Raw genomic sequence first — 23,391 nt, 5'->3', positions numbered from 1 at the left:
GATGTCTGCTTCATCTTCGCTCCTTAGGGGCTACGATGAACCAGCCATCCTCCGTTCGTGAAGACCCTCAATCTGTCCCACAGGTGCTGACGTCGGACACTCGATCATATACCGAGACAGGTCGATGCGTGATCGATGCCGGTACGTACCGTCCGGCATCGTTGTGGTCCCGCCACAGCAGGCACGGCGGTCATTATCGAGGCGTTCGCTGCGGCGCCTCCCGCATCACATGCGGGAAGTCCCTGCGGCGCGGTTCGCAGAACCGCCGCTTTCCGAGCCACCCTCGGGGACGACGGCGGTTCGGTCGGCAACGCCGCAGGTTCTGCCCCGACGCTGCCGCTGACTTGGTCCTTGCTGGAGGCGTGGTCAGTAATCCCAGAACACCGGCACCCAACGGAAGGCATCGCCATCGGCGGCGACCCGGCCGACGGACGGGAACGGCAGGTGCGTGGCCACTAACTGTTCCCTGGTCCCGGCTAATTCCCGGAGAAGACGGATCCGAACGCGGGCTGCCTCCTCGGGGTCGTGCTCGAAACCGTTGTGCCAGCTGGGCTGGTCGAAGCCTACCGGAAAGATGGCGTCGCCGGCGAACGTGAGCCGCTCTCCGCCGGATGTCACGCGGACCACGCTGTGCCCGGGGGTGTGGCCCCCGGTGCGATGGACTACCACCCCCGGCGCGACCTCATGCGCATTCTCGAAGGTTCGCAGATGGCTGCTGTATGCCTCCGAGAACCGTTTGGCGGTGGATCGCAGGGCGTCCGGGAAGCCCGTCGGCATCGAGGTGCGGGAGAAATCGGGTGCTTCCCAGAACGCGACCTCGGCGGCCGCCACGTGGATCTGCAGGTCGGGCCGCAACTGTTCCTTCACCCCGTCGATGAGGAGCCCGCCGATATGGTCCATGTGCATGTGCGTCAGCACCAGGTCGGTCACGGACGCCAGATCGATTCCGCCCGCTTCCAGACGTTTGACCAGCTGGCCGGCTCGCGGCAGATCCAGGTTCGGATCCAACCCGAGTCCGGCATCGATGAGGATGGTCTGCTCGCCGCTTCGCACCAAAACGGCATTCAGCGGCCAGTCGAATGCGTCCGGCGCTAGGAACATGTCGTCCAGCCATTCCGCCCGAAGCGCTGGGTCTGCATTGTGAGCGAGCATTGCCGTCGGAAGGGGCAAGACCCCATCGCTGACGACCAGCACGTCGATCTCGCCGATGCGCACCGCGTATCGTGACGGCACCAATTCCTCCGAACTTGGACGCGCTCGGTGAGGATCTCTCGTATCGGTTTGGCCGGTCATTGAAGTGTCCATGGTCGCCCCTTGATCGGGACGCGCGGACATCCGGCTCACTAGGATCCGGAAACGCGCGCCTTCACACAGGACGAGACCGGGTCCGCGAATGTGACATGTGTTGTCAGGGATCGAGGCCGGTGGATGACCGCTTCGGTCGAAACGCCCTCAAGGATACGGTCTTCCTTCCACACCTCTTGGCCGTGGCGCAGACGGGCGGGTCCCGACCCAATTTCGCCGCTCAAGGTAACGCGCGCTGGACCCGGAAGCAGTCGTCCGCTAGCCGATCAGCCAGCGCGAAACGATGGCCGTGTCGAGCCCGAACCCGTAGATCCGAATTGATCCGGTCGCAAGTTTGAGAGATTCGATCGCGTTCGGCCCTAATCCTTCGAGGGCCATCACCAGGGCCCGCAACGAGTTGCCGTGGGCGACGACCAGCGTCGGACCCCGCATCGTCGCCGGCTGGATATGCCTCAGGTAAAAGGGCACCACCCGGGCAACGGTGTCGCGGAGGCTCTCGCCCCCGGGCGGAGTACCCGCATAGGAGCGCCTCCAGCCCTCGATCCGTTCCGGCCCGAAACGCAGGGCGGCGGTCGCCTTGTCGAGCCCGCTCATGTCGCCGTAATCGCGCTCGTCCAGGGCTGCGGTGCGGTCGGGGACCAGCGCGGGCTGACCGAGGGCATCGAGCGCCAGGCGCGCGGTGTCGATGGCCCTCGACAGGGTCGAGGTGAATGCCGCGTCGAACCGGAAGCCCTCCCGTCCGAGGTGCGATCCGGCCGCCTCGGCTTCCCGTCGCTCCCTCTCGGTCAGGGGCGCGTCGATCATCCCCGTGAACAGGCCTTCGGCGTTCGCCCGGCTCTCGCCGTGCCTGACCAGAACCAGCTGTCGGATCGGTGGATGTTCGACCGAGGCGACCACGGAGGCTTGCGTCAATGTCTCGCTCGACCGCTTAGGATTGCATGATGGCAAGCGACGTGAAGTAGGCGCCGTAACCCAGCACCATGACGGCGGCGACACCGTCGAGGACGTAGGGCGTCACCTTCCGGTAGACCCCGGTCCCGCCAAGGACGAGCCCCGCTCCGACGACGACGGCCAGGCCGAGACCGACGCCGAGCGTTGCGGTCCCCGCGCCTTCGCGTAGCGCCACGCCGAGCCAGACCACGAGGATCTCCAACCCCTCGGCGACGAGGGCCCATGCCGCGACGCCGAGGCCCGCCGCGTTCAGGGGGCGGTTCCAGTGCCCATCCACCGACGCGGCCGCATCTCCCGCGCGCCGTTTCGAATACCCGTCGACGAACTCGTAGGCGAGGTAGAGGCCGAAGCCGAGAAGCAGGACCGCCGAGATCCAATCGATCACGTTCAGCGCCAGAAGGTAGGCCGCCGAGCGAAGGGCGACCGCGAGCGCGGCAACGGCGAGCGCGCCGACGACGGAGCCAGCAAGGATGCTCCGCCATCCGAACCGGTAGGCGCCGGTCAGCATCACCGAGGCGGCGATGAAGAGTTCGGTGAAGGTCACCTGGAAGGTGATCAGGGCACCGAGCCACGAGATGGTCATGAATGGGTCCCCGGGGTTGGCTCGCCCGCTCCTATCACCGCTGGCCGACCCGTTCGCGGATTTCGTGGCGCCCGACCTCCATCGATCCCCCGGGATTGACCGCCTTGAGGCAATCGCGAATAAGCCCAGCACGGTAATGGTGTCTGCCGGGCTTTGAGCCGAACCGCCGATCCCTGATGCGGCTGATGACTCCTACTTTTCGCGCTTTTGCGAACTGGAGGAGTCATGCGCGCGTCGTTCCGGAACCTTTTCCACGACCTCGATCTAGCCGGCTTCCTGCGGACACGCCGGTCGCACGCCATCTCGGTGGCGCGCTGGTCGGTCATCCTGTTGCCGATGGCCGTTGCCGTGGGCACCCTCTGCGCCGCCTTCCTGTGGAGCCTCGACGCGGCCACCGAGGCGCGCTTCGACCATCCCTGGCTGCTGTTCCTGCTTCCCGTCGGCGGTTTCGCCGTGGGTCTTCTCTATCTTCTGTTCGGGAAGAGCGTGGAGGCCGGCAACAACCTCATCGTCGAGGAGATCCACGATCCGGACGGCGGCGTGCCGCTCCGGATGGCGCCGCTGATCTTTCTCGGCACCATCGTCACGCACCTGTTCGGTGGGTCGGCCGGGCGCGAGGGCACTGCGGTGCAGATGGGCGGAAGCCTCGCCAGCGGCTTTGGCAAGCTCTTCGGGGTGGATGCGGCCGGGGTCCGGGTCCTCCTGATGGCGGGCATCGCCGCCGGCTTCGGTGCGGTCTTCGGCACCCCCATCGCCGGTGCGGTGTTCGCGCTGGAGGTGCTCGCGGTCGGTCGCGTCGAGTATGCCGCCCTGGTACCCTGCCTCCTCGCCGCGGTGGTCGGCGACTGGACCTGCCAAGCCTGGGGCATCCACCACGGATTCTACCACGTCGACTTCCTCGCCGGCGGCGCGAAGGCCCTGACCGTCGATCCACTGCTTCTCGCCAAGGTCGCCGTCGCCGGCGTCGCGTTCGGCCTCGTCGGTTTGCTGTTCGCGGAGGCCAACCACCTCCTCGGCGGGTGGCTCAAGCGCTTGGTCCCGTACGGACCGCTTCGCCCGGTGATCGGCGGTCTGGCCGTGATCGGCCTCGTCTACGCCCTCGGGACGCGCGACTACCTCGGGCTCGGCGTCTCGGCGGCCGACCCCGGCGGGATGACCATCAACACCTTCTTCGGTCCGGACGTGCACCCCTGGAGCTGGGCCCTCAAGATCTTGTTCACGGTCGTGACCTTGAGCGCGGGGTTCAAGGGCGGCGAGGTCACCCCCCTGTTCTTCATCGGGGCCGCGCTCGGCAACGCCCTGGCCGGATTGCTCGGCGCGCCGGTGGACCTGTTCGCGGCGCTGGGGTTCGTCGCGGTCTTCGCGGGCGCCGCCAACACGCCGCTCGCCTGCACGCTGATGGGCATCGAGCTCTTCGGCGCGACGCACGGGGTCTACCTCGCGGTGGCCTGCTTCCTCGCGTACCTCTGCTCGGGCCACAACGGCATCTACCTGTCGCAGCGCATCGCCGTCCCGAAGGCGGCGACAGGCATCGCCGGCGGCGCGACCTTGCGCGAGGCGCGGTCGGGGCGCGCGCCGGCCGTCGGGCCCCGGCCCGCCCCCTCGTCCACCGTCCACTGAAGGAGCCGACATGAACGCTTCGCATCGCGTCGTCGCGACCGAGACCGGCATGATCCGGATCTACATGAGGCCCCGGGACCGGGCGGGCACCGGTCGGACCGGATGGTTTTCCGGCGGCAGGCCGCTCTATCGGGAGCTCGTCGCCCAGGCCAAGGCGGAGGGCCTCATGAACGCCGTCGCCCACCAGTCCCACCACGGCTACAGCAACCATGGGCCGATCCAGGACGATGGGGCCGAGTCGCTCAACCCCGAGCTGACCATGTGCGTCGAGCTGATCGGTACCTGCGAGCAGCTCGAAGGCTTCTGCGGCCGGCACGGTGCCCAACTCGCGAACAAGGTCATCGTCTACAAGCACCTTGAGCACTGGAGCGTCAGCCATGTCGGCGTCGGCGCGGCGGGGCGGGCTGCCTGACCTGGACCGTCCCGGGCCGTTCCAGGCATCGGAGCGCCGGATAGGCCAACGGATGCGATAGCCGGCCATGGGTGCGCGGTCCGACCTTCGGACCGGCAGGCTTCAGCGCTGGTCGGACCGCCAGCGCGGGAGACCTATGCCCTTGCCGCTTCGCCCGATCTCCGCCCTGCGTAACGTCCTCCAGGGGGAGGCATCCGACGGCCTGATCCTGATGGCGAGCGCCGCCCTGGCGCTCGCCATCGCGAACTCCGGCTGGTCGGACGCCCACTTCCCAGTCCTCAAGACATACGTCGGCGGCCTCAGCGTCCTGCACTGGGTCAACGATGGTCTGATGGCGGCGTTCTTCCTGCTCGTCGGCCTGGAGATCAAGCGGGAGGTCCTTGATGGGCGCCTGCTGACCTGGCCGGACCGAGTGCTGCCTGGCGTCCCGGCGCTTGGCGGCAGGGTCGCTCCGGCGCTGATCTACGTCGCGGTGAACCGGCACTCGCCCGAGACCCTGCGCGGCTGGGCGATCCCGACCGCGACCGACATTGACTTCGCCCTCGGGGTGCTGGCCCTGCTCGGATCGCGGGTGTCCGTGTCGCTCAAGATCTTCCTGACCGCGCTCGCCATCATCGACGACCTCGGGGCGGTGCTCATCATCGCAGCCTTCTACACCGCGGACCTGTCGCTTCCGATGCTCGCCGGGGCGGCGGCCGTGTTCGCGGTCCTGTTCGGCATGAACAAGGCGGGGGTGAGCCGGCTGACGCCCTACCTCGTCCTCGGCGCCGTGCTGTCTTATCCCCCCCCTGCTGCATCCGGACCATCAAGCATGGTTGCCAATAAATTATTGAATACCGAATTTACCGGAAAATAAGTGCCCTATCGATTATAAAACTCGGATGTGTATTTTTGTGACCGTTCCCTATCGGATCTATTGTGGTGCGTGCCACTGCGTTTCGGGGGCGTTCTAGATACGGAGAACTTCAAGTTCCCGTCTGCAGGTCTCGCCGAAGTCGGCGAGGGGGTCCGCGTCCTTCCCCTGTCTGATCCTGTCCTGGATCTCGGCGAAGGTCAGGTTCGGCGAGGCATAGATGGCGACCACCTGTGAAAGCAGCCGCTCGGCCGCCTCGATCACCGGGCGCGTCGACCTCAGGCGCATGCGGCCGATGAGGGCGAACATGCCGACGACCACCTCCGGGCCCTCTGGGTCGTGGGTGATCGCGTCGGCCAGACACTTCGACGCCTCGGCGATGAACTCGTCGTAGAGCGCCTCGCGCTTCCCCGCCTCCTGCACCTGCCATTGCGCCTTGCGCGCGCCGTTCTGGGTCAGCCACGTCGTCACCAACGACGAGGCCGCGCCCACGAGGGAGCCGGCCAGGCCGGTGGCGGCCGTAAGGACCGCGATTTCCATGACGTCCTCCTGATCGAATCTCAGCGACCTTCGCCTGCGCGACCCACGACGAGGGTCCGTTCAAGCATGTCGAGGTGGGCGTCGAAGTAGGCGGCCATATCCATGGGGTAGGCATCCCCGAACTGCGTGCGCCAGATCGAGGCGGACACGGCCGCTGCCATCATCAGGTTCGGGAACTCGCTAGCGGCGACAGGCCGGAATTCGCCGCGTTCCACACCGTAGGCGAGGACGGCGGCCAACCGGGCGTTCACCGGCCCGATGACCTCGTCGTGCCACCGCACAGCCAGTTCCGGAAAGCGTGTCCCGTCGGCTAGCAGCAGCCGGAGCAACTCCCGGCCGCGTCGGTCATGGACCAGGGCGTCGTAGACGAACCGGAAGTAGGCCCGGAGGATCTCCATCGCCGGGCCCTTCGGATTGGTCGCCAAGCTGGCGAGTAGGTCGAGGGTGGGCTGCACCATTTCCTTGAAGGTGGCGACGAAAAGATCCTCCTTGCTCGGGAAGTAGAGGTAGACCGTGCCCTTCGTGATCCCGGCGCGCAGGGCCACGTCGTCGACCCGCGTCCCGGCGAAGCCCTTTAGGGCGAACTCCTCGAACGCCGCCTCCAGGATCTCGCCCGGTCGCGCTTCCTTGCGTCTTTGCCTGGGTCCGACCGCCACCTTGCTCATTGCATTCCTTGTTGACTGACTGGTTAGTTATTAGTAGATCATGGGCATCCCGGCAAGCGCGTCGCCGTCATGGCCGTATCGCCGCCCCGGGAAAACCTTTTCGCCCCATCCCGGGGCACCGGAATGGCCGTCGCCCCCTCCTCAGGTTCGACGGCCAAGAAGGAGCGGCTGCTCCGCCCCCTCGCAGCCGCTCCTTCGCCTCCCATCCACGCGGGTGACACGGAGCCCGATCCCATGATGACCCGCCTGACGCTTGTTTCGGTCGCGCTGCTCGCCGCCGCCGATGCGGTTGCGGCCGACGGTCGGCCTACGACCGAGGCGGTCTCCGTGAAGACGGTCACCGCGATCCGCACCCCGGTCTCGGAGGACGTGGTGCTGAGCGGGGACATCCAGGCGAAGTATCTATCCAACGTCTCCTTCCGCGTGACCGGCAAGATCGCGGAGCGCCTTGCCGAGGTCGGGGACCACGTCCAGGCCAATCAGGTCATCGCGAGGCTGGAGCCGCAGGAGCAACAGGTCAACGTCGACACCGCCCAGGCCGCGCTGAACTCCGCCGAGGCGCTCCTCACACAGGCCAAGGTGAACTTCGAGCGCCAGCAGACCCTGATGAGGAGCGGCTACACCACCCGCACCACCTACGACGGGGCGGAGCAGCAGCTTCGAACGACGCAGGCGTCGGTCGATTCGGCCCGGGCGGCCCTCGGGACGGCCAAGGAGCAGTTCACCTACACCGAGCTTCGAACCGGCGTGGCCGGCATCATCACCGCCCGCAGCGCGGAGGCGGGCCAGGTGGTCTCCTCGGGCCAGACCGTGTTCACGCTGGCGCAGGACGGGAGTCGCGACGCCGTCTTCACGGTCCCGACGATCCTGCTGGAGCCGCCCCCTGAGAGCCGGAAGGTCGACGTCTCGCTCCAGGCCGACCCGCGCGTGACCACCGTCGGGACCGTGCGGGAGATCTCCCCCACCGTGGACACGAACTCCGGCGGCGTCCGTGTGAAGATCGGTCTCGACACGGTGCCGGCCGGGATGTCGCTGGGGGCGGTGGTCCTCGGACGTGCCCGCCTGCGCCCGCGGGATGCGGTGACCCTGCCGTGGAGCTCGCTCTTCCGTTGGAAGGACGCGTCGGCGGTCTGGGTCCTCGACCCGGGAACGGGGAGCGTGTCGCCCAAGCCCGTCGAGATCGACCGCTACGAAGGCTCGGGCATCGTCCTCGCCGGTGGCGTCGAGCCTGGCGAGGAGGTCGTCACCGCCGGCATCCAGTTCCTGTCACCGGGCCGAAAGGTCACCGTCGCCGGAAAGGGCACGCCGTGAGCCGCCTCGTCCTCCCCATCGCCGTCCTCGTCGTCCTTTCGGGCTGCAAGGAGCAGAAGGCCGAGGCCCCGCCGCCGGTCCGCCCGGTCCTGACGACGACCGTGGCACTGGAGGAAGCCCGGATATTCGGCCCCTTCGCGGGCACGGTCCAGCCACGCTACGAGAGCCAACTCGGCTTCCGGATCGGCGGTCGCATCGTCGCCCGCGACGCCTTCGTCGGCGACCAGGTCGCCAAGGGCACGCGGCTCGCCGCCCTCGATCCCACCGTGCAGCAATTCGCCCTGGTGCGGGCCCGCGCCGACTTGGCCGATGCCCAGGCGCAGGTGAAGAACGCCTCGGCCGCCGAGGGGCGGCAACGCATCCTGTTCGAGAACAACAGCGCCGTGACGCAGGCCCAGCTCGACGGGGCGGTGGCCAATCGCGACACCGCCGACGCCCGGCTGGCCCAGGCCAAGGCCGCCCTGCAGAAGGCCACGGACGAGCTCGGCTACGCCACGCTCACCGCGGGCTTCGACGGCGTCGTCACGGCGTGGAGCGCCGAGGTCGGGCAGGTGGTCCCGCCGGGGCAGGTGGTGGTCACGATGGCGCGTCCCGACGTGCGTGAGGCCGTGGTCGACATCCCGGACGATCTGATCGACGAATTGCCGAAGGACATCGAGTTCACCGTCCGGCTTCAGGAGGTGCCCGAGGTCACCGCCTGGGCCCGCGTGCGCGAGATCGGTCCCCTGGCCGAAGCCTCGACCCGGACGCGACGCGTGCGCATGTCCCTGATCGATCCGCCCGACGGTTTCCGCCTCGGCAATACCGTCACGGTCGCGTTCGAGCGCCCGGTCTCCCCGCGCTTCCCCGTGCCGTCGACGGCCCTCGTCGAGGACGACGGCCATGCCGCGGTCTGGGTCGTCGCCCCGGATGGCAGGACCATCAACCGCCGCGAGGTCACGATCCTGGAACGCGAGGAGGGTCGCGCCTTCGTCGGCACCGGTCTCAAGGCCGGCGAGAAGGTCGCCGTCGCCGGCGTCCACGGCTTCGCCGAGGGCCAGGCGGTCCGGCTTCCCGAGACCGGCCTCTAGGCCCGATCCGCCTCGCCCTTCCCCTTCAATCGCCCTTTCCGTTCACCCGCGGGTCCCGGACCTGTCGCGCCTCGCGAGGATGCGCCGATGAAATCCTTCAACATCTCGGAATGGGCGCTGTCCCACCGGTCCTTCATCTGGTTCCTCATGGCCATCGCCCTGTTGGCCGGGGCCATGGCCTACACCAAGCTCGGGCGCGAGGAGGACCCGGCCTTCGCGATCAAGACCATGGTCGTCCAGGCCCGCTGGCCGGGCGCCACCATCGACGAGACGCTCCAACAGGTCACCGAGCGCATCGAGAAGGAGGTCAAGCAGATCAACGCGGTCGATTACACGAAGAGCTACACGACCCCGGGCCAGACCACGGTGTTCGTGAACCTTCGCGAGACCACGCCCCCCAAGACCATCCCGTGGCTGTTCTACCAGGTGCGCAAGCGCCTCGGCGACATCCAGGGCACGTTCCCGCAGGGCGTCCAGCCGCTGGGCTACAACGACGAGTTCGGCGACGTGTTCGGCAACATCTACGCCTTCACGTCGGACGGCCTCTCGATGCGTCAGCTCCGCGACTACGTCGAGCAGGTGCGCACCGGCGTCCTGGCCGTGGAGAACGTCGGCAAGACCCAGGTCCTGGGCGCGCGCGACGAGGTGATCTACCTCGACTTCTCGGTGCGCAAGCTCGCCGCGCTCGGCATCGACATGCAGAGCGTCATCAACACCCTCCAGGCCCAGAACGCCGTCCAGCCCTCGGGCGTGATCCAGGCCGGTCCCGAGCAGATCAGCGTACGCGTCGGCGGGCAGTTCACGGACGAGAACAGCCTGAGGGCCATCAACCTTCGGATCAACGACCGCTTCTTCCGGCTTTCGGACGTGGCCGAGATCTCCCGCGGCTTCACCGATCCGCCCGAGGCGCTGTTCCGCTACGACGGACAGCCTGCCATCGGGCTCGCCGTCGCCATGCAGGCCAGCGCCAACCTCCTGCATTTCGGCGAGGCGTTGAAGGAGAAGATGCGGGAGCTCGAAGCCGACCTGCCCGCCGGGGTCGGCATCCATCTCGTCTCCGACCAGCCCAAGATCGTGGAGGAGGCCGTGGGCGGCTTCGTCCAGGCCCTGATCGAGGCGGTGGTGATCGTGCTGGCGGTGAGCTTCATCAGCCTGGGATGGCGCGCCGGCCTCGTCGTCTCGCTCTCCATCCCGCTGGTCCTGGCCATCACCTTCGTGATCATGGACGCCATGGGGGTGACGCTCCAGCGCATCTCGCTCGGCGCCCTCATCATCGCGCTCGGCCTCCTCGTCGACGACGCCATGATCTCCGTCGAGATGATAGTCGCGCGCCTGGAGGTCGGCGACAGCCTGCAGAAGGCCGCCGTCTTCGCCTACACCTCCACCGCCTTCCCGATGCTGACGGGCACGCTCGTGACCGTAGCCGGCTTCATCCCCATCGGCTTCAACGGCTCGTCGGCGGGCGAGTACACCTACTCGCTCTTCGTCGTCATCGCGGTCTCGCTCCTCGTCTCATGGGTGGTGGCCGTGGCGTTCACCCCCCTGATCGGGGTCAAGATCCTGCCGAAGACGATCAAGGGCCACCACGACAAGCCGAGCCGTACGCTCTCTGCCTTCCGCGCCCTGCTCCTGCCCGCCATGCGCCATCGCTGGCTGACCGTGACGGTCTGCGTCGCGCTGCTCGGGGCCTCCGTCTACGGCCTCGGCTTCGTGCAGCAGCAGTTCTTCCCGTCCTCGGATCGGCCCGAGGTCCTCGTCGACATGACGTTGCCGCAGAGTGCCAGCATCGGCGAGACGCAGGCCCAGATGGACCGCTTCGAGAGCGTGCTGAAGGGCGATCCCGAGATCCGGCACTGGACCTCCTACGTCGGACAGGGCGCCGTCCGCTTCTACCTTCCGCTGGACCAGCAACTCGCCAACGCCTTCTTCGGCCAGATCGTCATCGAGACGGCCTCCCTGGAAGCGCGCGGCCGCACCATCGCGCGCCTGAGCGAGGTCGCGAAGCGGGACTTCGTCGGCACCGACGTCTTCGTGCATCCGCTGGACATCGGGCCGCCGGTCGGACGCCCGATCCAGTACCGGATCGGCGGCCCCGACCTGCAGGTGGTGCGCCAGTCGGCGATGACGCTGTCGAACATCATCGCCGCGAATGCCAGCCTGTCCGTCCCGACCCTCGACTGGAACGAGCCCGGCAAGGTGCTCAAGGTCGAGATCCTGCAGGACAAGGCGCGCCAGCTCGGCATCACCTCGAAGGACATCGCCACCATCCTCAACGGGGTCGTGGGCGGCGGCAGCATCACCCAGGTCCGGGACTCGATCTATCTCGTGAACGTGGTCAGCCGCGCCCAGGCCGCCGAGCGGCACTCCATCGACACCCTGAAGAGCCTCCAGGTCCCGCTCCCCAACGGCAGCACCGTCTCCCTGCTGGCCTTCGCCAAGATCCGCTACGACCTGGAGCAACCCATCGTCTGGCGGCGCGACCGGCTCCCCACCATCACCGTCAAGGCCACCATCAAGGACGCCACGCAGGCGGCCACGGTCGTGGCCGCCCTGAAGCCCGAGATCGAGGCGTTCCGGAAGACGCTTCCCGCGGGCTACGTCCTCGCGACGGGTGGCGAGGTCGAGGAGAGCGGGAAGGGTGCCGGTCCCATCGCGGCCGTGGCGCCCGTGATGCTCCTCGCCATGGCCTTCTTCCTCATGGTGCAGCTGCAGAGCATCCAGAAGCTCTTCCTGGTGGTCAGCGTCGCGCCCCTCGGCCTCATCGGCGTCGTGGCGGCCCTCCTGCCCTCGGGGGCGCCGCTCGGCTTCGTCGCGATCCTCGGCGTGCTGGCCCTCATCGGCATCATCATCCGCAACTCGGTGATCATGGTCGCCCAGATCGAGGATTACGAGGCCACGGGCATGCCGAGGTGGGACGCGGTGGTCGAGGCGACCTGCCATCGCATGCGGCCCATCCTCCTCACAGCCGCCGCCGCCAGCCTCGCGATGATCCCCATCGCCCGCGAGATCTTCTGGGGGCCGATGGCCTATGCCATGATCGGCGGCATCATCGCCGGCACCTTCCTGACCCTGTTCTTCCTGCCCGCCCTGTATGTCGGCTGGTACCGGATCAAGCCCGGTCGGGGCGAAGGAAAGGCGGCGACCGCCGCGGACCCGCATGGCCACAGTCAGGTGCCGGCGTGATCCTCGCGGCCCACGATCCGATGGGATCGGCCACGCCGCCGGCATCGCCGATCCGCGGCCGGAGGGGCTCTGACCGCAAGGAGCGGCTCCTCCGGGCCGCTTGCCGCGTGCTCCTGCGCCATGGCGTCCAGGCGCTGACGTTGGAGGCCGTCGCGCGGGAGGCGCGCACCAGCAAGGGCGGGCTCCTCCATCACTTCCCCAGCAAGGCGAGGCTGCGGGCCTCGTTGCTCGAGGACCAGATCGACCGGCTCCAGCGGGACCTGCTCCGTCTCGTGGCGGCCGATCCCGACCCGCGCGGGCGTCGTCTGAGGGCCTACGTCCAGGCCCTCGTCGCGCCGGACCCTGCCTGCGACCGGTCCCTCATCCTGGCGGCGCTGCTGTCCGACCCGGAGGCGCTCCACAAGTGGCAGGGCTTCTCCGACGCATGGCTGGGCCCGGACCTGAACGGCATCGACCCGGGCCGTGCCGACGCCGTGCGGGCTCTCGTCGAGGGCTCCTGGCTCGCCCTCGCCCTCGGGCTGGGACCGGCCGACCCGGCCAGGCGGGCCGCGGCCCTGAAGGACCTTCTGCGCCTCGCCCAAGCCTGAGCCGGCCGAGCGCGCGCGTGACCGACCCTCGGTCGAGGGCAAGCGAGAGGCTTACGATGAAGACCATGCCATTCGCAGGCCGGATACGGGCCGTCCTCGCGGCGTCCGCCCTGTCGAGCCTCGGGGCCTGCGCCTCGCTTCCGCGGACGCCCTACACCGCGAGCGAATCCGCTGCGGCCGAAGTGGCGGGGATTCCCGGCGCCCGGATCTTCGCCGACGTCCCCCTGGATCGGTACGCCACCTTCATGGGGACCCGGCCGCCGCGTTCGAGGCTGTTCACATACCTGGCGCTGTCGGGCGGCGGCGGCGACGGCGCTTACGGGGCCGGGGTTCTCAACGGCTGGTCGGCGGCGGGAACGCGGCCTGAGTTCTCCCTCGTCTCGGGCGTCAGCACCGGGGCGCTGATCGCGCCGTTCGCCTTCCTGGGCGCGGCCTACGACCCGGTCCTCACCGAGATCTATACGAGCGGCGTCGCGTCCTCGCTCGTCGCCAATCCCAGCCTCGCCAACGTGGTCTTCGGATCGGGGTTGTTCGGGGACCAGCGCCTTCGCGACCTCGTCGGGCGATACGTCACCACCGACCTGCTGGCGGCGGTGGCAAGCGAGCACGCGAAGGGTCGACGGCTCCTGGTCATGACCACGAACCTCGACGCCAAGCGGGCCATGGTCTGGAACATGGGCACCATCGCCGCGAGCGGCGCCCCGAACGCCGCCGCCCTGTTCCGTGACGTGCTCACGGCGTCGGCCAGCGTGCCGGCGGTGTTCCGGCCGCAGCTTCTCGACGTGCAGGCCGAGGGACGCGTCCACCAGGAACTCCACGTCGACGGCGCCGTGGTCGCGCCGGTCTTCATCCTGCCCCAGGCGGCGCTCGTCGGTGACAGGATCCGTGGCGCCCCGGGGAAGGCCGACTTCTACGTGCTCATGAACGGGCGGATCGATCCCGAGTTCGAGATCGTGCGGGCCGAGACCCTTCCCATCGTCCAGCAGACCCTCGCCACCGGGGCGCAGGCACGTAGCTCGGCGAGCCTGGCGGCGGCCTACGCCTTTGCTGCGAGCCACCGGGCAGGGTTCCACCTCGCCTACATCGACGGGGCCGCTCCCAGGCCGACGACGGTGAACGGCTTCGAGGTCTCGTACATGCGAAGCCTCTACTTGGCCGGCTTCGGGAAGGCGCGATCCGGGACCGCCTGGCGCAGCACGGTTCCGCTGACCGCGCCCGGCGACGTTGCAAGCTCGGTCGGAGCGCCTCGGCGAGGCCCGGGATCCGAGTTCTGAAGGGGCCGATGTTCGGATTGCATCGTTCCGCGATGATTCGCGGTCGATGCCTCACAAAGGGTTCGCCTGACCCAACGCGCTCCTCACGCGAACCGATGTGTTCCAGGGATCACGGAGGATGAGGTCGCCGCCGTCCTCTCGGGTGTCCTCTCGGATGGACCGCACGGTCGCTCGAAGCGCCGTGAGGCAGGCCGCGTCGCGCATGAGGATCTCGAAGCCCGCGAGACCTGCACTGCCTGGCTTGCGCGGTCCGGCCCCGGCGCTTCTCCAGATGTTGGCCGCGAGCTGATGATGGTACCCGCCCATGCCGTAGAAGCGTGCGCTCGGCACCAGTTCGTTGGCCTGGAAACCGAGGAGCGTCGCGTAGAACCGATCCGCCAGGGCGAGGTCGCCGACCTGGAGGTGGACATGCCCGATGCAGCCGTCTGACGGCATCCCGGACCATGGACGGTCCTTGGCCCGCATCAGCTCTCGAAGGTCGAGCCGCTCGCTGCTCATCCGGACGAGGTCGTCGATGACCGTCCAGGTTTCGCTCGGCCGGTCCGCATAGACCTCGACGCCGTTCCCCTCCGGATCGCGGAGGTACAAGGCCTCGCTCACGCGATGGTCCGATGCGCCTTCGAGGACGACCCCGCGCCGCATCGCGTGATCCAACCATCCCCCGAGCTGCCTCCGCGACGGCAGCAGGAAGGCGGTATGGAAAAGGCCGGCCGAACCCGGTGCCGGCGCATTGGCGTCCGGCTCGTGCGTCAGGGACAGAAGGGCCGGGCCACCGGCGCCGAGGTGGAGCGTCGGCCCCTCGCGGCCCATCGGGGCGAGGCCGATGGTCTCCTCGTAGAAGCGACGGGTTCGGTCGAGGTCGCGGACGACGAGGTCGACGCGCCCGATCCGACCGGGTGCCTTGTCGAGGAGACTGGGTGATCCTTGGTCGTGGTCGACGGTCTGGTCGGTCAGGGACATGGCAAACGGCCCGGGTTGGATGTCGGAGGGGTCTTTCGAGGATCACGAGCGCGGTGCGATGGGCGCCCTGGTGGCGCGGCCCCACAGGACGAAGGCCGAGAGGGTCAGCAGCACGAGGTTGAGCGGCAGCACCGGGATCTCGCCACGCGAGACGTGGAAGGCCATCGCCAGGAGTTGCAGCACCACGCAGCAGAGCGCGGTGACGACCGTCAGGCGAGGCAGGATGCGGGTCGCGGCCGGAAGGATGATCCCGAGCCCGCCCGCGATGTCGACTATGCCGATCAGGCGGACGAACGCCTCGGGGAACTGCCCGGTCCAGGGCATCATCGTGGACAGGTCGGGGATCGGCGTCGTCAGCTTGGTGAAGCCCGCGAGGACAAACACGAGCGCCACCAAGCCCTGGGCGATCCAGAGACCGATGCGGAGGGCCTTGCCGGAAGACCGGTCCGAGGGCCGCAGGGCGGGAGAAAGGGTCTGGGACATCGTCGAGGGCTCCGGTTTGGGTGTTGAGCGACCCACAACGTGCTAGGTCTCGAACATCGATGAAACCGGGATTGTCTCGATGATCCCCATCGGATCTGACGATGATGATGGATGCCCTCACGCTCGACCAGTTCCATGTGTTCGTGGCGGTGGTGGAGGCCGGCAGCTTCTCGGAGGCTGGGCGCAGGCTCAACCGGGCCCAATCCGCCATCACCTACGCGATCCAGAAGCTTGAGGAGCAGGTCGAGACCGAGCTCTTCGACCGGACCGTCTACAGGCCCACCTTGAGCCCCTCGGGTCTGGCGCTGCTGCCCCAGGCGCGCCGCATCCTCGACGATGTCGGCCGGTTCCGTATCCAGGCCCGGGAGATCAAGCGGGGGTTGGAGACGGGCCTGCACCTCAGCCTCGGCGCCCTCGTGCCGGTGGGGCTACTCGCGCCGGCCTTCGCCGCCTTCGCCGACGCCTATCCGAGCGTCCGGCTCCGCATCGGCATCCAGCCGTTCTCGTTGGACGTGCGGGACGGCGCGGGATCGAGGGAGCCCGCGGACATCCACGTCGTGTTCGGCATGCTGCTTCCGGACACGATGGTGAAGCGGGTAATCGGGGCGATCACGCTCATCGACGTGGCCGCGCCGTCCCACCCGTTGGCGGCCCTGGCCGGCCCGCTGGGTGCCGAGACGTTGCGCGACCACCTCCAGATCGTGCTGACGGAAGGCACGAAAGCGCCCGCCGACCAGGAGATCGGCGTCGCGGCGGCCAACACCTGGCGGGTGACGGATTTGGCGGCCAAGCACGCCCTGCTGCTGGCCGGCATCGGGTGGGGCAGGCTCCCCGATGCGCTCGTGGCGGATGACCTTGCCGCGGGCCGCCTCGTGCACCTCCCCACGGAGGACTGGAACGACAACGGGGCGCTCCGCCGCATCACGCTGGTCGCGGCCTATCGGCGGGACGAGCCCCTCGGCCCGGCGGGCCGCTGGCTTCTTGCGAGGCTGGGCGGCGGCGAGGACGCGCAGCCGCCCGTGTCCTGAAGGCCGGGGCGGCTGCGCGTATGACCAGGGCGACCGTTCGTCCCGGAGTTCGGGGACCCAGCGTGGGCGTCAGTGACGCCGGTGGACGAGCAGCGAGAGGCCGTCGCCGAGAAGACCGGCGACGAGCAGCCCGTTGACCGGGTGCTCGGAGTTTCGATGCGCCGCCTCGCGTCGTGCAGGTGGCGGCCGCCGGTGCGATAGGCGTCCTCGGCATGGGCGCGGGCCTCCCGGGCGACGTGGCGTGCCGTTCGTTCCGCATCATGGAAATGCGCTTCGGCTGCATCCCTAGCCAGGTGCAAGCGATGCTCGACCTCGTCCCGGTCGGCGAGATGTCCGACGGCGTCCCGGACTCGGGCGCCGGCGTGGCGAGCGGCATCCTCGACCTGGTCCGCGACGTCGCGCACGGCATCCCGTGCCCGGCCGTAGAGGTTCTCGGCGGCTCCCTCGGCCTCGTGAAGACGTCCCTCCGCCGAATGGCGGTGCGAACCTGTGAGGTCGCCGACGGCGCCCTGTACCTTGCCGCCGAGTTCCTTGGCGGCGCCCGTGATGCGATGCGTATCGACTATGTTGTCGTTCCTTCTTGGGTTGGAGAGGGGTGGTGTTCTTGGCCCGGCGCTCCTCAGGTGACGAGGTACCGGACCATGATCTCGCTCGCCGCCCGCGGGCCGTAGTCCACCGGGTCCTCGTCGGGATGCGGCGGGACCAGGTCCGTGGGGTCGAGGCCTTCGAGGACTTGACCGAGTTCGCCGACCGTGAGGCCGAAGCCGAGCGCCTCGCGGACGGCTTGGCGGGCGTGCGTCCCGAGCCGCGAGGTGCACCGTGAGGAATAGGGAGGCCGCAGGGTCGGGACGCTAGGCGTTGTCCGCGACGAGAGCGGGCTCGCGCGAATGACCGCCTGATCGTCAGCGGAGCACGTGGGCCTTGCCTTCCTGAAGACGTCGGAGGCGGGATGGCCGCTTAGGTGGGCATGACGGCCGATGCGTTCCCGGGATCCGCCAGTTCGACGACCATCGCATCGATGAACACCCTCGCCCTGGTCGACATCGTTTGGGCGGACGCGAACAGGGCGTAGACCGGCGACGGCGCGCTCGCATAGTCCGGGAGCACCCTTTCCAGCCGATTCGCGGCGAGGTCGGTTGAGAGGTCCAGGGCGGACTTCAGCATGATGCCTGCCCCCGCAAGAGCCCAATCGTGCACCGCGTCGCCGCTGTCCGAGCGAAGGCGCATCCTGAGACGGAACTCCGTCTCGACGCCTCCCGGACCAAGCAAGCGCCACGGCATCGTCGCATCCCCGTAGCTCAAGCCTTCCAGGCCGACGACGTCTTCAGGCTTCGATGGGCGTCCATGCCGGTCGAGGTAGTCGGGCGCCGCGACCAGGATACGCCGGTTGTCGGCTAGCCGACGCATGATCATCGTGCTGTCGCGTGGGGGCCCGATGCGGATTGCCACCTCGATGCGCTCGCCGATGAGGTCGGTAACGCGGTCGTCGAGCCTGAGGTCGACTTCGAGCCGGGGATGCCGTGCCGCGAGGCGGCACAGGACCGGTGCGACGTGCTGCCGCCCGAACGAGACCGGCGCGCCGACCCGCAGCAATCCCATCGGCTCGTCACGCCCGGTCGCGAGGCGCTCCTCGGCGGATTCGATGGCGTCCAGCGCCCGTTCCACCTGAACGAGCAGGGTCTGGCCCTCGTCCGTTATCGACAGGCTCCGCGTGGAGCGTTGGATCAATCTCACACCGGCCCTGCGTTCGAGCGTCGTCAAGCGCTTGCTCACAACAGCCAGCCCGACCCCGAGATCGCGCGCCGCCGCCGTCAGGCTGCCAAGCGCTGCGATGCGACGGAAGGTGCGTAACTCGTTCAGATCGTCGAGCATCGATCCTCAGCCCTCTTTCAAGAATGACTCAACTGTAACCTGGCTTATGAGCCGAAAAGCAAGAGGTAGGTTGTGGTGACGAACGGGGTCGCTTCCCCGGCGCAACTTAGAGGAGACTGATGCCATGCCTCTGGACCTGAACGGACGGACGGTCCTCGTCGTCGGCGCTGCCGGCGGAATTGGTTCGGCGACAACGCAGCTTTTCGCGCGGAGCGGTGCCCGGGTCGTCGCGGCGGGCCTTCCGGGCGCGAAGCTCGACGACGCCGCGCGAGCCGCAGATGCGGAGGCGACCGCGCTCGATTTCACCAGGCAAGCCGAAGTCGAAGCCTTCTTCGGCGGCAGGAAGCCTTTCGACCACATCGTCGTCGCCGCAGCTTCCACGAAAGCCGGCTCGGTGGCCGAGCTTCCTTTCGAGGACGCCAGGTCGGCGATGGATTCGAAGTTCTGGGGTGCCTACCGTGTCGCCCGGTCGGCGCGGATCGTCGACGGCGGATCCCTGACCTTCGTCTCGGGCTACCTGAGTCACCGTCCTAGTCCCACCGCCGTCCTGCAGGGGGCGATCAACGCCGCGCTTGATGCCCTTTCGCGCGGCCTGGCCTTGGAGCGGGCGCCGGTCCGGTTCAACACGGTGTCGCCGGGGCTCGTGGATACGCCGCTCTATGCGCGGATGGATACGGCCGACCGGCAGGCGATGTTCGAGCGCCGCGCTGCGCAGCTGCCTGCACGCCGGATCGGGCATCCCGACGACATCGCCCAGGCCATCCTGTTCGTGGCCACGAACCCCTATGCCACCGGCTCGACCGTCACCGTCGACGGCGGCGGCACCATCGCGTGAAGGGCCGCCGATGCGCCTCGACCACGCCACGCTCCGCACCCGCGACCTGGATGGCCACCGTCGCTTCTTCACGGATGTCTTCGACCTGAGCGAGGGCTTCCGCCCGGCCTTCGGCTTTCCCGGGCACTGGCTCTACGCGGACGGGGAACCCATCGTGCACCTCATTCCAGCGCGAGCCGGCGTGCCAGTTCCGGACGGGTCGGCCGAGTGCATCGACCACGTCGCCTTCCTCCGCGACGACCATGACGCCTTCCGCCGGCGCCTCGACGACCATGGCATCCCCTACAGCCGGATGGAGCTCCCCGAGATCGGCGAACGCCGCATCTTCCTGCACGCCCCGGGCGGCACGCTGATCGAGGTCGCCTTCCGCGACAGTGAACCGACAGAAATGAGCCAGGAGTTCAACCGATGATCCCGTCGCTTCGTTTCGCCACCATGGCCGTCGTGCTGGCGACCACCCCCGCCGCCGCAGAGACGCTCGTCTCGCCAGGCGTGCTTGTCGTCGATCCCGGCCAAGCGTCGCAACAGCGCGAGGCCGTGGTGCTGGCAGCCCGGCGATACGCCACTTTCTGGAACACCGGCGACCCGGCCTACGCCCGGGCGGCGCTGTCCGAGGACTTTGTGGACGAGACGCCGCCGCCCGGGCGGGTGCAAGGTCCGACCGGACCGCTCCTGGCCTCGGAAGGTTTTCGAAAGGCTGTTCCGGACCTCACCTGCGAGGTCGAACAGATGATCGTGGCGGGCGACCGGGCCGTGCTGCACCTGCGTTTGCGCGGTCATTTCACCGGCACATTCGAGGGTCGCCAGGGCCGGGGCGAGCCGGTGGCGTTCATCGCCACCGATATCTACCGCGTCGTCGACGGACGCATCGCAGCCAACTGGCACATCGAGGACAACCTTACCCTGCTTCGGCAGCTTGGCACCGTTCCATCTCCATAAGCCCAAGCGCCACCTCGCCAGGACTGCAGACCATCGGGAAACGCATCATGACCGTCCCTCGTCGTAACATCGTCGCGAGCCTTACCCTGTGTTTCCTGGCGGGAGCATTCTCACTGCCCGGCTCCACTCGTGCGTTTGCGGAAGAGGATCCCCGCCTCGTGACGGCGATGACCCTCGACACACCATCGACCGGGGTTAGCATCGCCCCCGATGGGCGCCGTTTCCTCGTGCTCGCGCGGCTCGACGGCTCGGCCGGTCCGCAGATCGTGGAGTGGAAGGACGGCATCCTCGTCCCATATCCGGACGTGACGTGGAACGGCTGGGCGAAGGGCCAGGACCCGTCCAAGGCCTTCGTGCGCGTCAACGCCCAGCGTATCGGGCCCGACGGGGCCCTGTGGCTGGTCGATACCGGCGCCCCCGGCATCGGAAACCCCGTCCTACCCGGCGGCCCGAAGCTCATCCGCATCGACCTCGCGACGAACCGGGTCGCCCGCGTCTACCCGTTGGGCTCGGTGACGAAGGCGGACAGCTTCGTCGACGATGTCCGCTTCAACGGCGGCCACGCCTATCTCACCGATGCCGGCGCGCCTGGTCTAATCGTACTGGATCTCGGCTCGGGCCAGGGACGACGCGTCCTTGACGGTCACCCCTCGACCGTAAGCGACCGGGCGGTCTCGGCCGAAGGTCGACCGATGTACGGCCCGGACGGCAAGCCGCTCCACATCCATGCGGACCAGATCGAGGTCTCCCCCGACGGGCGCTGGGTCTACTACCAGCCGAGCTCCGGCCGGATGTCGCGCATCGATACCCGCTATCTCGATGATACGGACTTGGATGCGGCGAGCCTCGCCACCCATGTCGAGCGCTTTGCCGATACGCCTTCGACCGGTGGGACCGCCATCGATGCCGAGGGCAACATCTACGTCAGCGACACCGACCAGCTCTCCGTGCTGAGGCTCACGCCCGACGGAACCCGCACAACAGTGGTGCGGGACCCTCGCCTCGTCTGGGTCGATGCGATGTGGATCGACGCTGACGGGCGTTTGTGGATGCCTGCAGCGCAACTGAATCGAATGGCCCCCTTCAACGGCGGCGTCGACCGGGTGGCGAAGCCACTGAGGGTGTTCACCCTCGACATCGGTGCCAAGCCTGCCCCCAACGACCATCGCTGATCCGAGGCAGCGACCGGAGTTGGCCGGCACTGTTATGAGGTGGATGACGAACCGCGCCCCAACGATTATCGCTCAGGAGCGAACATGTCGGACTCGACAAAGACCAGACGTTTCGACCTCACGGCTATCGCGGCCGCGCTCCCCGAGACGGCGCAGACGCTTCTCGTCGACACTTATCTGACCGACCGCGAGGCGGCGAGCGCTCGGGTTTTCCGCGTCTATCGCCCCACGCCGCCGCATTACCACGCTACCTGCGACGAGTACCTCTACGTGCTGTCGGGGCGCGGCACATTCTGGATGGGTGATGCCGGAAAGGAGGCAGAGTTCGGGCCGGGAGAACTCCTGTTCTTCGAACGTGGTACCGTTCACGCCCTGCCGACACTTTTGGAGGAACCTGTGGTTTTCCTCTCGGTCGATACGCCGCGTCGCGCACCTTCCGATATCGTCATCGTCGATCCCGCCGACGGTTCGCCCGAGACTTTCATGGCCCGCAATGCTCCAACGCGATGAGCGTAATCTGTTACCCGGCGAGCGGCTTCAGGCGCGCAATCTGATAAACACTATGTAGTCTTGATCGAACGGTCGTTGACATCTGCGTTCATGTGTTAAGTGGATTTTAAGTGGTCTTCGAGGCTATGTCCGCTTGATACATCCGCCGCCTGAAAGCGGACTGGCGGAAATCCACCCTACGCGGTCATTGGTGCACTTTCTCGGACTCCGACAACCGCCGACGTTGCTGTTTGCGGATCGCCTCACGTTCTTCGGGCGAGAATTGGACGCGGTGAATTATGCCTTGAACGGCTGCGACGAAAATTCCCGCGCCTATGAAGACGAGCGGGTTTGGCTCGGAAATTGTCGGGATTAGGGTGTATATTCCCTCGCATGCGGGGAGAAGCAGTGCACAAAACCCGAGCCCGTGCAGGGTGTTATAGTCCTTCAGGCTAGCCCAGCGACATCCGATGCGTTCGCTCACGATGATGATGCAAACGGACCACATCGCTATACCGGAAATGACCATTGTCGCCTGCGATGAAAGCCCGGCCGCGAGCTGTAACACATTGTACAGACCCAACCAGAGGGCAATACCGAGGCCAAGGATAGCCGCTGTGTGGTTGCGTGGCTCCATGGAAAAACCCCTAAGTCGTTTTTGCCGAGATTTACTTGAGTTCGATCGTTCACACCATCGTTAAGTAATCAGATTTCTACCTTGCAACCTTGCAACCTTGCAACCTTGTAACTTATACCTCTGATTTCTACCCGGGTCGCGAACTAGTGATAGACAACATCATTCGCCTCGATAATCGTCTCGCCAAGCTTGGATAAATCTTCCATTTTCCATGTCGATCGCCGTGTCTATTTTGTATACGTTATTATGAAGTCGGTGTATCTTTTCCGGCTAGTCGACCAACCGTAGATACCTCAAGACTACGTCATCGGACAAGCCGGGAGATGGTTTAGGGCAGGTCGGCGACAATGCAATTAGACAACTTCCGCTTCGATGCGTTAGCCATCCAGAAGCAGACGGACAGGAAGCCACCCAACCCGGTCGTAGAGCGGACGGACGGGTACCGACCCAGCTCGGACCTTAAGGCTAATACACTGTGACGCTCGAAGGAGCTTAAAGCAGACGATCTACCGCTTCACAAAATGTAAAGGGCGGACCAATTCCAGGCCGCTGCGGCGGAGTAAAACCAGGCCAGTGGCGGTCGGCCGCTTGAACGATGAAGGGGCCCGATCGGGCCCCTTCA

The 23,391-nt window shown here is 67.4% G+C and carries 23 protein-coding genes, 1 pseudogene and 1 riboswitch; of the genes and pseudogenes, 14 read left to right on the top strand and 10 right to left on the bottom strand.

Annotated elements, in window-relative coordinates:
- Nucleotides 1-366: 366 nt before the first annotated feature.
- The 3 genes from ASF08_RS12025 to ASF08_RS12015 form a co-directional block, all read right to left on the bottom strand.
- Nucleotides 367-1,293 carry an MBL fold metallo-hydrolase gene (locus ASF08_RS12025; protein WP_056145493.1) on the bottom strand — a complete coding sequence of 309 codons (927 nt, stop codon included), beginning with the start codon at nucleotides 1,291-1,293 and terminating at the stop codon, nucleotides 367-369.
- Between the two features lie 270 nt (nucleotides 1,294-1,563).
- Nucleotides 1,564-2,217: a 2,3-bisphosphoglycerate-dependent phosphoglycerate mutase gene (locus tag ASF08_RS12020; RefSeq protein WP_156629567.1), complete on the bottom strand. Its 654-nt coding sequence runs from the start codon at nucleotides 2,215-2,217 to the stop codon at nucleotides 1,564-1,566.
- A gap of 16 nt (nucleotides 2,218-2,233) precedes the next feature.
- Complete coding sequence (locus tag ASF08_RS12015; protein ID WP_056145489.1) at nucleotides 2,234-2,839, bottom strand: hypothetical protein; 606 nt, start codon at nucleotides 2,837-2,839, stop codon at nucleotides 2,234-2,236.
- Nucleotides 2,840-2,962: 123 nt separating this feature from the next.
- Nucleotides 2,963-3,041: riboswitch (Fluoride riboswitch) on the top strand.
- A gap of 23 nt (nucleotides 3,042-3,064) precedes the next feature.
- Between ASF08_RS12015 and ASF08_RS12010 the strand changes: the two genes are divergently transcribed.
- The 3 genes and pseudogenes from ASF08_RS12010 to ASF08_RS12000 all read left to right on the top strand — a co-directional run.
- Nucleotides 3,065-4,459: a voltage-gated chloride channel family protein gene (locus tag ASF08_RS12010; protein WP_018042930.1), complete on the top strand. Its 1,395-nt coding sequence runs from the start codon at nucleotides 3,065-3,067 to the stop codon at nucleotides 4,457-4,459.
- Between the two features lie 10 nt (nucleotides 4,460-4,469).
- The gene (locus ASF08_RS12005) at nucleotides 4,470-4,871 is read left to right on the top strand and encodes a DUF190 domain-containing protein (RefSeq protein WP_056145486.1); all 402 of its coding nucleotides are present in this window, start codon (nucleotides 4,470-4,472) and stop codon (nucleotides 4,869-4,871) included.
- A 136-nt stretch (nucleotides 4,872-5,007) separates the two neighbouring features.
- Nucleotides 5,008-5,646: pseudogene (locus ASF08_RS12000) on the top strand (Na+/H+ antiporter NhaA); the annotation flags it as partial.
- Between the two features lie 174 nt (nucleotides 5,647-5,820).
- On the opposite strand, the gene ASF08_RS11995 reads toward ASF08_RS12000, so the two are convergent.
- Nucleotides 5,821-6,264 carry a hypothetical protein gene (locus ASF08_RS11995; RefSeq protein WP_018042927.1) on the bottom strand — a complete coding sequence of 148 codons (444 nt, stop codon included), beginning with the start codon at nucleotides 6,262-6,264 and terminating at the stop codon, nucleotides 5,821-5,823.
- Between the two features lie 20 nt (nucleotides 6,265-6,284).
- The gene (locus tag ASF08_RS11990; RefSeq protein WP_018042926.1) at nucleotides 6,285-6,929 is read right to left on the bottom strand and encodes a TetR/AcrR family transcriptional regulator; all 645 of its coding nucleotides are present in this window, start codon (nucleotides 6,927-6,929) and stop codon (nucleotides 6,285-6,287) included.
- Between the two features lie 234 nt (nucleotides 6,930-7,163).
- Here ASF08_RS11990 and ASF08_RS11985 point away from each other — a divergent pair, with 234 nt between their 5' ends.
- The 5 genes from ASF08_RS11985 to ASF08_RS11965 all read left to right on the top strand — a co-directional run bounded on the left by ASF08_RS11985 (nucleotide 7,164) and on the right by ASF08_RS11965 (nucleotide 14,354).
- The gene (locus ASF08_RS11985; RefSeq protein WP_043764499.1) at nucleotides 7,164-8,240 is read left to right on the top strand and encodes an efflux RND transporter periplasmic adaptor subunit; all 1,077 of its coding nucleotides are present in this window, start codon (nucleotides 7,164-7,166) and stop codon (nucleotides 8,238-8,240) included.
- A complete protein-coding gene (locus ASF08_RS11980; RefSeq protein WP_018042924.1) occupies nucleotides 8,237-9,310 on the top strand; it encodes an efflux RND transporter periplasmic adaptor subunit in 1,074 nt (357 codons plus the stop codon). The genes ASF08_RS11985 and ASF08_RS11980 overlap by 4 nt, the downstream gene beginning before the upstream one ends.
- Nucleotides 9,311-9,397: 87 nt before the next feature.
- The gene (locus tag ASF08_RS11975; protein WP_056145484.1) at nucleotides 9,398-12,493 is read left to right on the top strand and encodes an efflux RND transporter permease subunit; all 3,096 of its coding nucleotides are present in this window, start codon (nucleotides 9,398-9,400) and stop codon (nucleotides 12,491-12,493) included.
- Entirely contained in the window at nucleotides 12,490-13,080 is a 591-nt protein-coding gene (locus ASF08_RS11970; protein ID WP_056145481.1) for a TetR/AcrR family transcriptional regulator, read from the top strand. The genes ASF08_RS11975 and ASF08_RS11970 overlap by 4 nt, the downstream gene beginning before the upstream one ends.
- Nucleotides 13,081-13,136: 56 nt before the next feature.
- Nucleotides 13,137-14,354: a patatin-like phospholipase family protein gene (locus ASF08_RS11965; RefSeq protein ID WP_018042921.1), complete on the top strand. Its 1,218-nt coding sequence runs from the start codon at nucleotides 13,137-13,139 to the stop codon at nucleotides 14,352-14,354.
- Between the two features lie 51 nt (nucleotides 14,355-14,405).
- On the opposite strand, the gene ASF08_RS11960 is transcribed toward ASF08_RS11965, so the two are convergent.
- Together ASF08_RS11960 and ASF08_RS11955 are read right to left on the bottom strand one after the other, a co-directional pair.
- Nucleotides 14,406-15,314: a VOC family protein gene (locus tag ASF08_RS11960; protein WP_018042920.1), complete on the bottom strand. Its 909-nt coding sequence runs from the start codon at nucleotides 15,312-15,314 to the stop codon at nucleotides 14,406-14,408.
- A gap of 42 nt (nucleotides 15,315-15,356) precedes the next feature.
- Nucleotides 15,357-15,797: a DoxX family protein gene (locus ASF08_RS11955; protein WP_018042919.1), complete on the bottom strand. Its 441-nt coding sequence runs from the start codon at nucleotides 15,795-15,797 to the stop codon at nucleotides 15,357-15,359.
- Nucleotides 15,798-15,898: 101 nt separating this feature from the next.
- Here ASF08_RS11955 and ASF08_RS11950 point away from each other — a divergent pair, with 101 nt between their 5' ends.
- Nucleotides 15,899-16,825: a LysR family transcriptional regulator gene (locus ASF08_RS11950; protein ID WP_056145478.1), complete on the top strand. Its 927-nt coding sequence runs from the start codon at nucleotides 15,899-15,901 to the stop codon at nucleotides 16,823-16,825.
- On the opposite strand, the gene ASF08_RS24795 is transcribed toward ASF08_RS11950, so the two are convergent.
- Both ASF08_RS24795 and ASF08_RS11940 read right to left on the bottom strand, forming a co-directional pair.
- Entirely contained in the window at nucleotides 16,735-17,643 is a 909-nt protein-coding gene (locus ASF08_RS24795; RefSeq protein WP_243910422.1) for a CsbD family protein, read from the bottom strand. The two genes, ASF08_RS11950 and ASF08_RS24795, sit on opposite strands and share 91 nt — an antisense overlap.
- Nucleotides 17,644-17,782: 139 nt before the next feature.
- Nucleotides 17,783-18,697: a LysR family transcriptional regulator gene (locus tag ASF08_RS11940; protein WP_018042915.1), complete on the bottom strand. Its 915-nt coding sequence runs from the start codon at nucleotides 18,695-18,697 to the stop codon at nucleotides 17,783-17,785.
- 124 nt (nucleotides 18,698-18,821) lie between these two features.
- On the opposite strand from ASF08_RS11940, the gene ASF08_RS11935 reads away from it, so the two are divergent.
- The 5 genes from ASF08_RS11935 (at nucleotide 18,822) to ASF08_RS11915 (ending at nucleotide 22,153) form a co-directional block, all read left to right on the top strand.
- Entirely contained in the window at nucleotides 18,822-19,532 is a 711-nt protein-coding gene (locus ASF08_RS11935; RefSeq protein WP_018042914.1) for an SDR family oxidoreductase, read from the top strand.
- Between the two features lie 10 nt (nucleotides 19,533-19,542).
- Nucleotides 19,543-19,944: a VOC family protein gene (locus ASF08_RS11930; RefSeq protein WP_018042913.1), complete on the top strand. Its 402-nt coding sequence runs from the start codon at nucleotides 19,543-19,545 to the stop codon at nucleotides 19,942-19,944.
- Nucleotides 19,941-20,471 (top strand): ester cyclase, encoded by a 531-nt coding sequence (locus ASF08_RS11925; RefSeq protein ID WP_018042912.1) that lies wholly within the window; start codon nucleotides 19,941-19,943, stop codon nucleotides 20,469-20,471. Before ASF08_RS11930 ends, ASF08_RS11925 begins: the two co-directional genes overlap by 4 nt.
- 47 nt (nucleotides 20,472-20,518) lie before the next feature.
- The gene (locus tag ASF08_RS11920) at nucleotides 20,519-21,643 is read left to right on the top strand and encodes an L-dopachrome tautomerase-related protein (protein WP_056145477.1); all 1,125 of its coding nucleotides are present in this window, start codon (nucleotides 20,519-20,521) and stop codon (nucleotides 21,641-21,643) included.
- An 84-nt stretch (nucleotides 21,644-21,727) separates the two neighbouring features.
- Nucleotides 21,728-22,153: a cupin domain-containing protein gene (locus ASF08_RS11915; protein ID WP_056145474.1), complete on the top strand. Its 426-nt coding sequence runs from the start codon at nucleotides 21,728-21,730 to the stop codon at nucleotides 22,151-22,153.
- A 184-nt stretch (nucleotides 22,154-22,337) separates the two neighbouring features.
- On the opposite strand, the gene ASF08_RS11910 is transcribed toward ASF08_RS11915, so the two are convergent.
- Nucleotides 22,338-22,769 carry a hypothetical protein gene (locus tag ASF08_RS11910; RefSeq protein WP_056145470.1) on the bottom strand — a complete coding sequence of 144 codons (432 nt, stop codon included), beginning with the start codon at nucleotides 22,767-22,769 and terminating at the stop codon, nucleotides 22,338-22,340.
- Nucleotides 22,770-23,391 lie beyond the last annotated feature (622 nt).

Origin of the sequence: Methylobacterium sp. Leaf85, assembly GCF_001422125.1 — a bacterium.
Lineage (GTDB): Bacteria > Pseudomonadota > Alphaproteobacteria > Rhizobiales > Beijerinckiaceae > Methylobacterium > Methylobacterium bullatum.
This window is presented reverse-complemented; position numbering and strand designations above follow the sequence as displayed.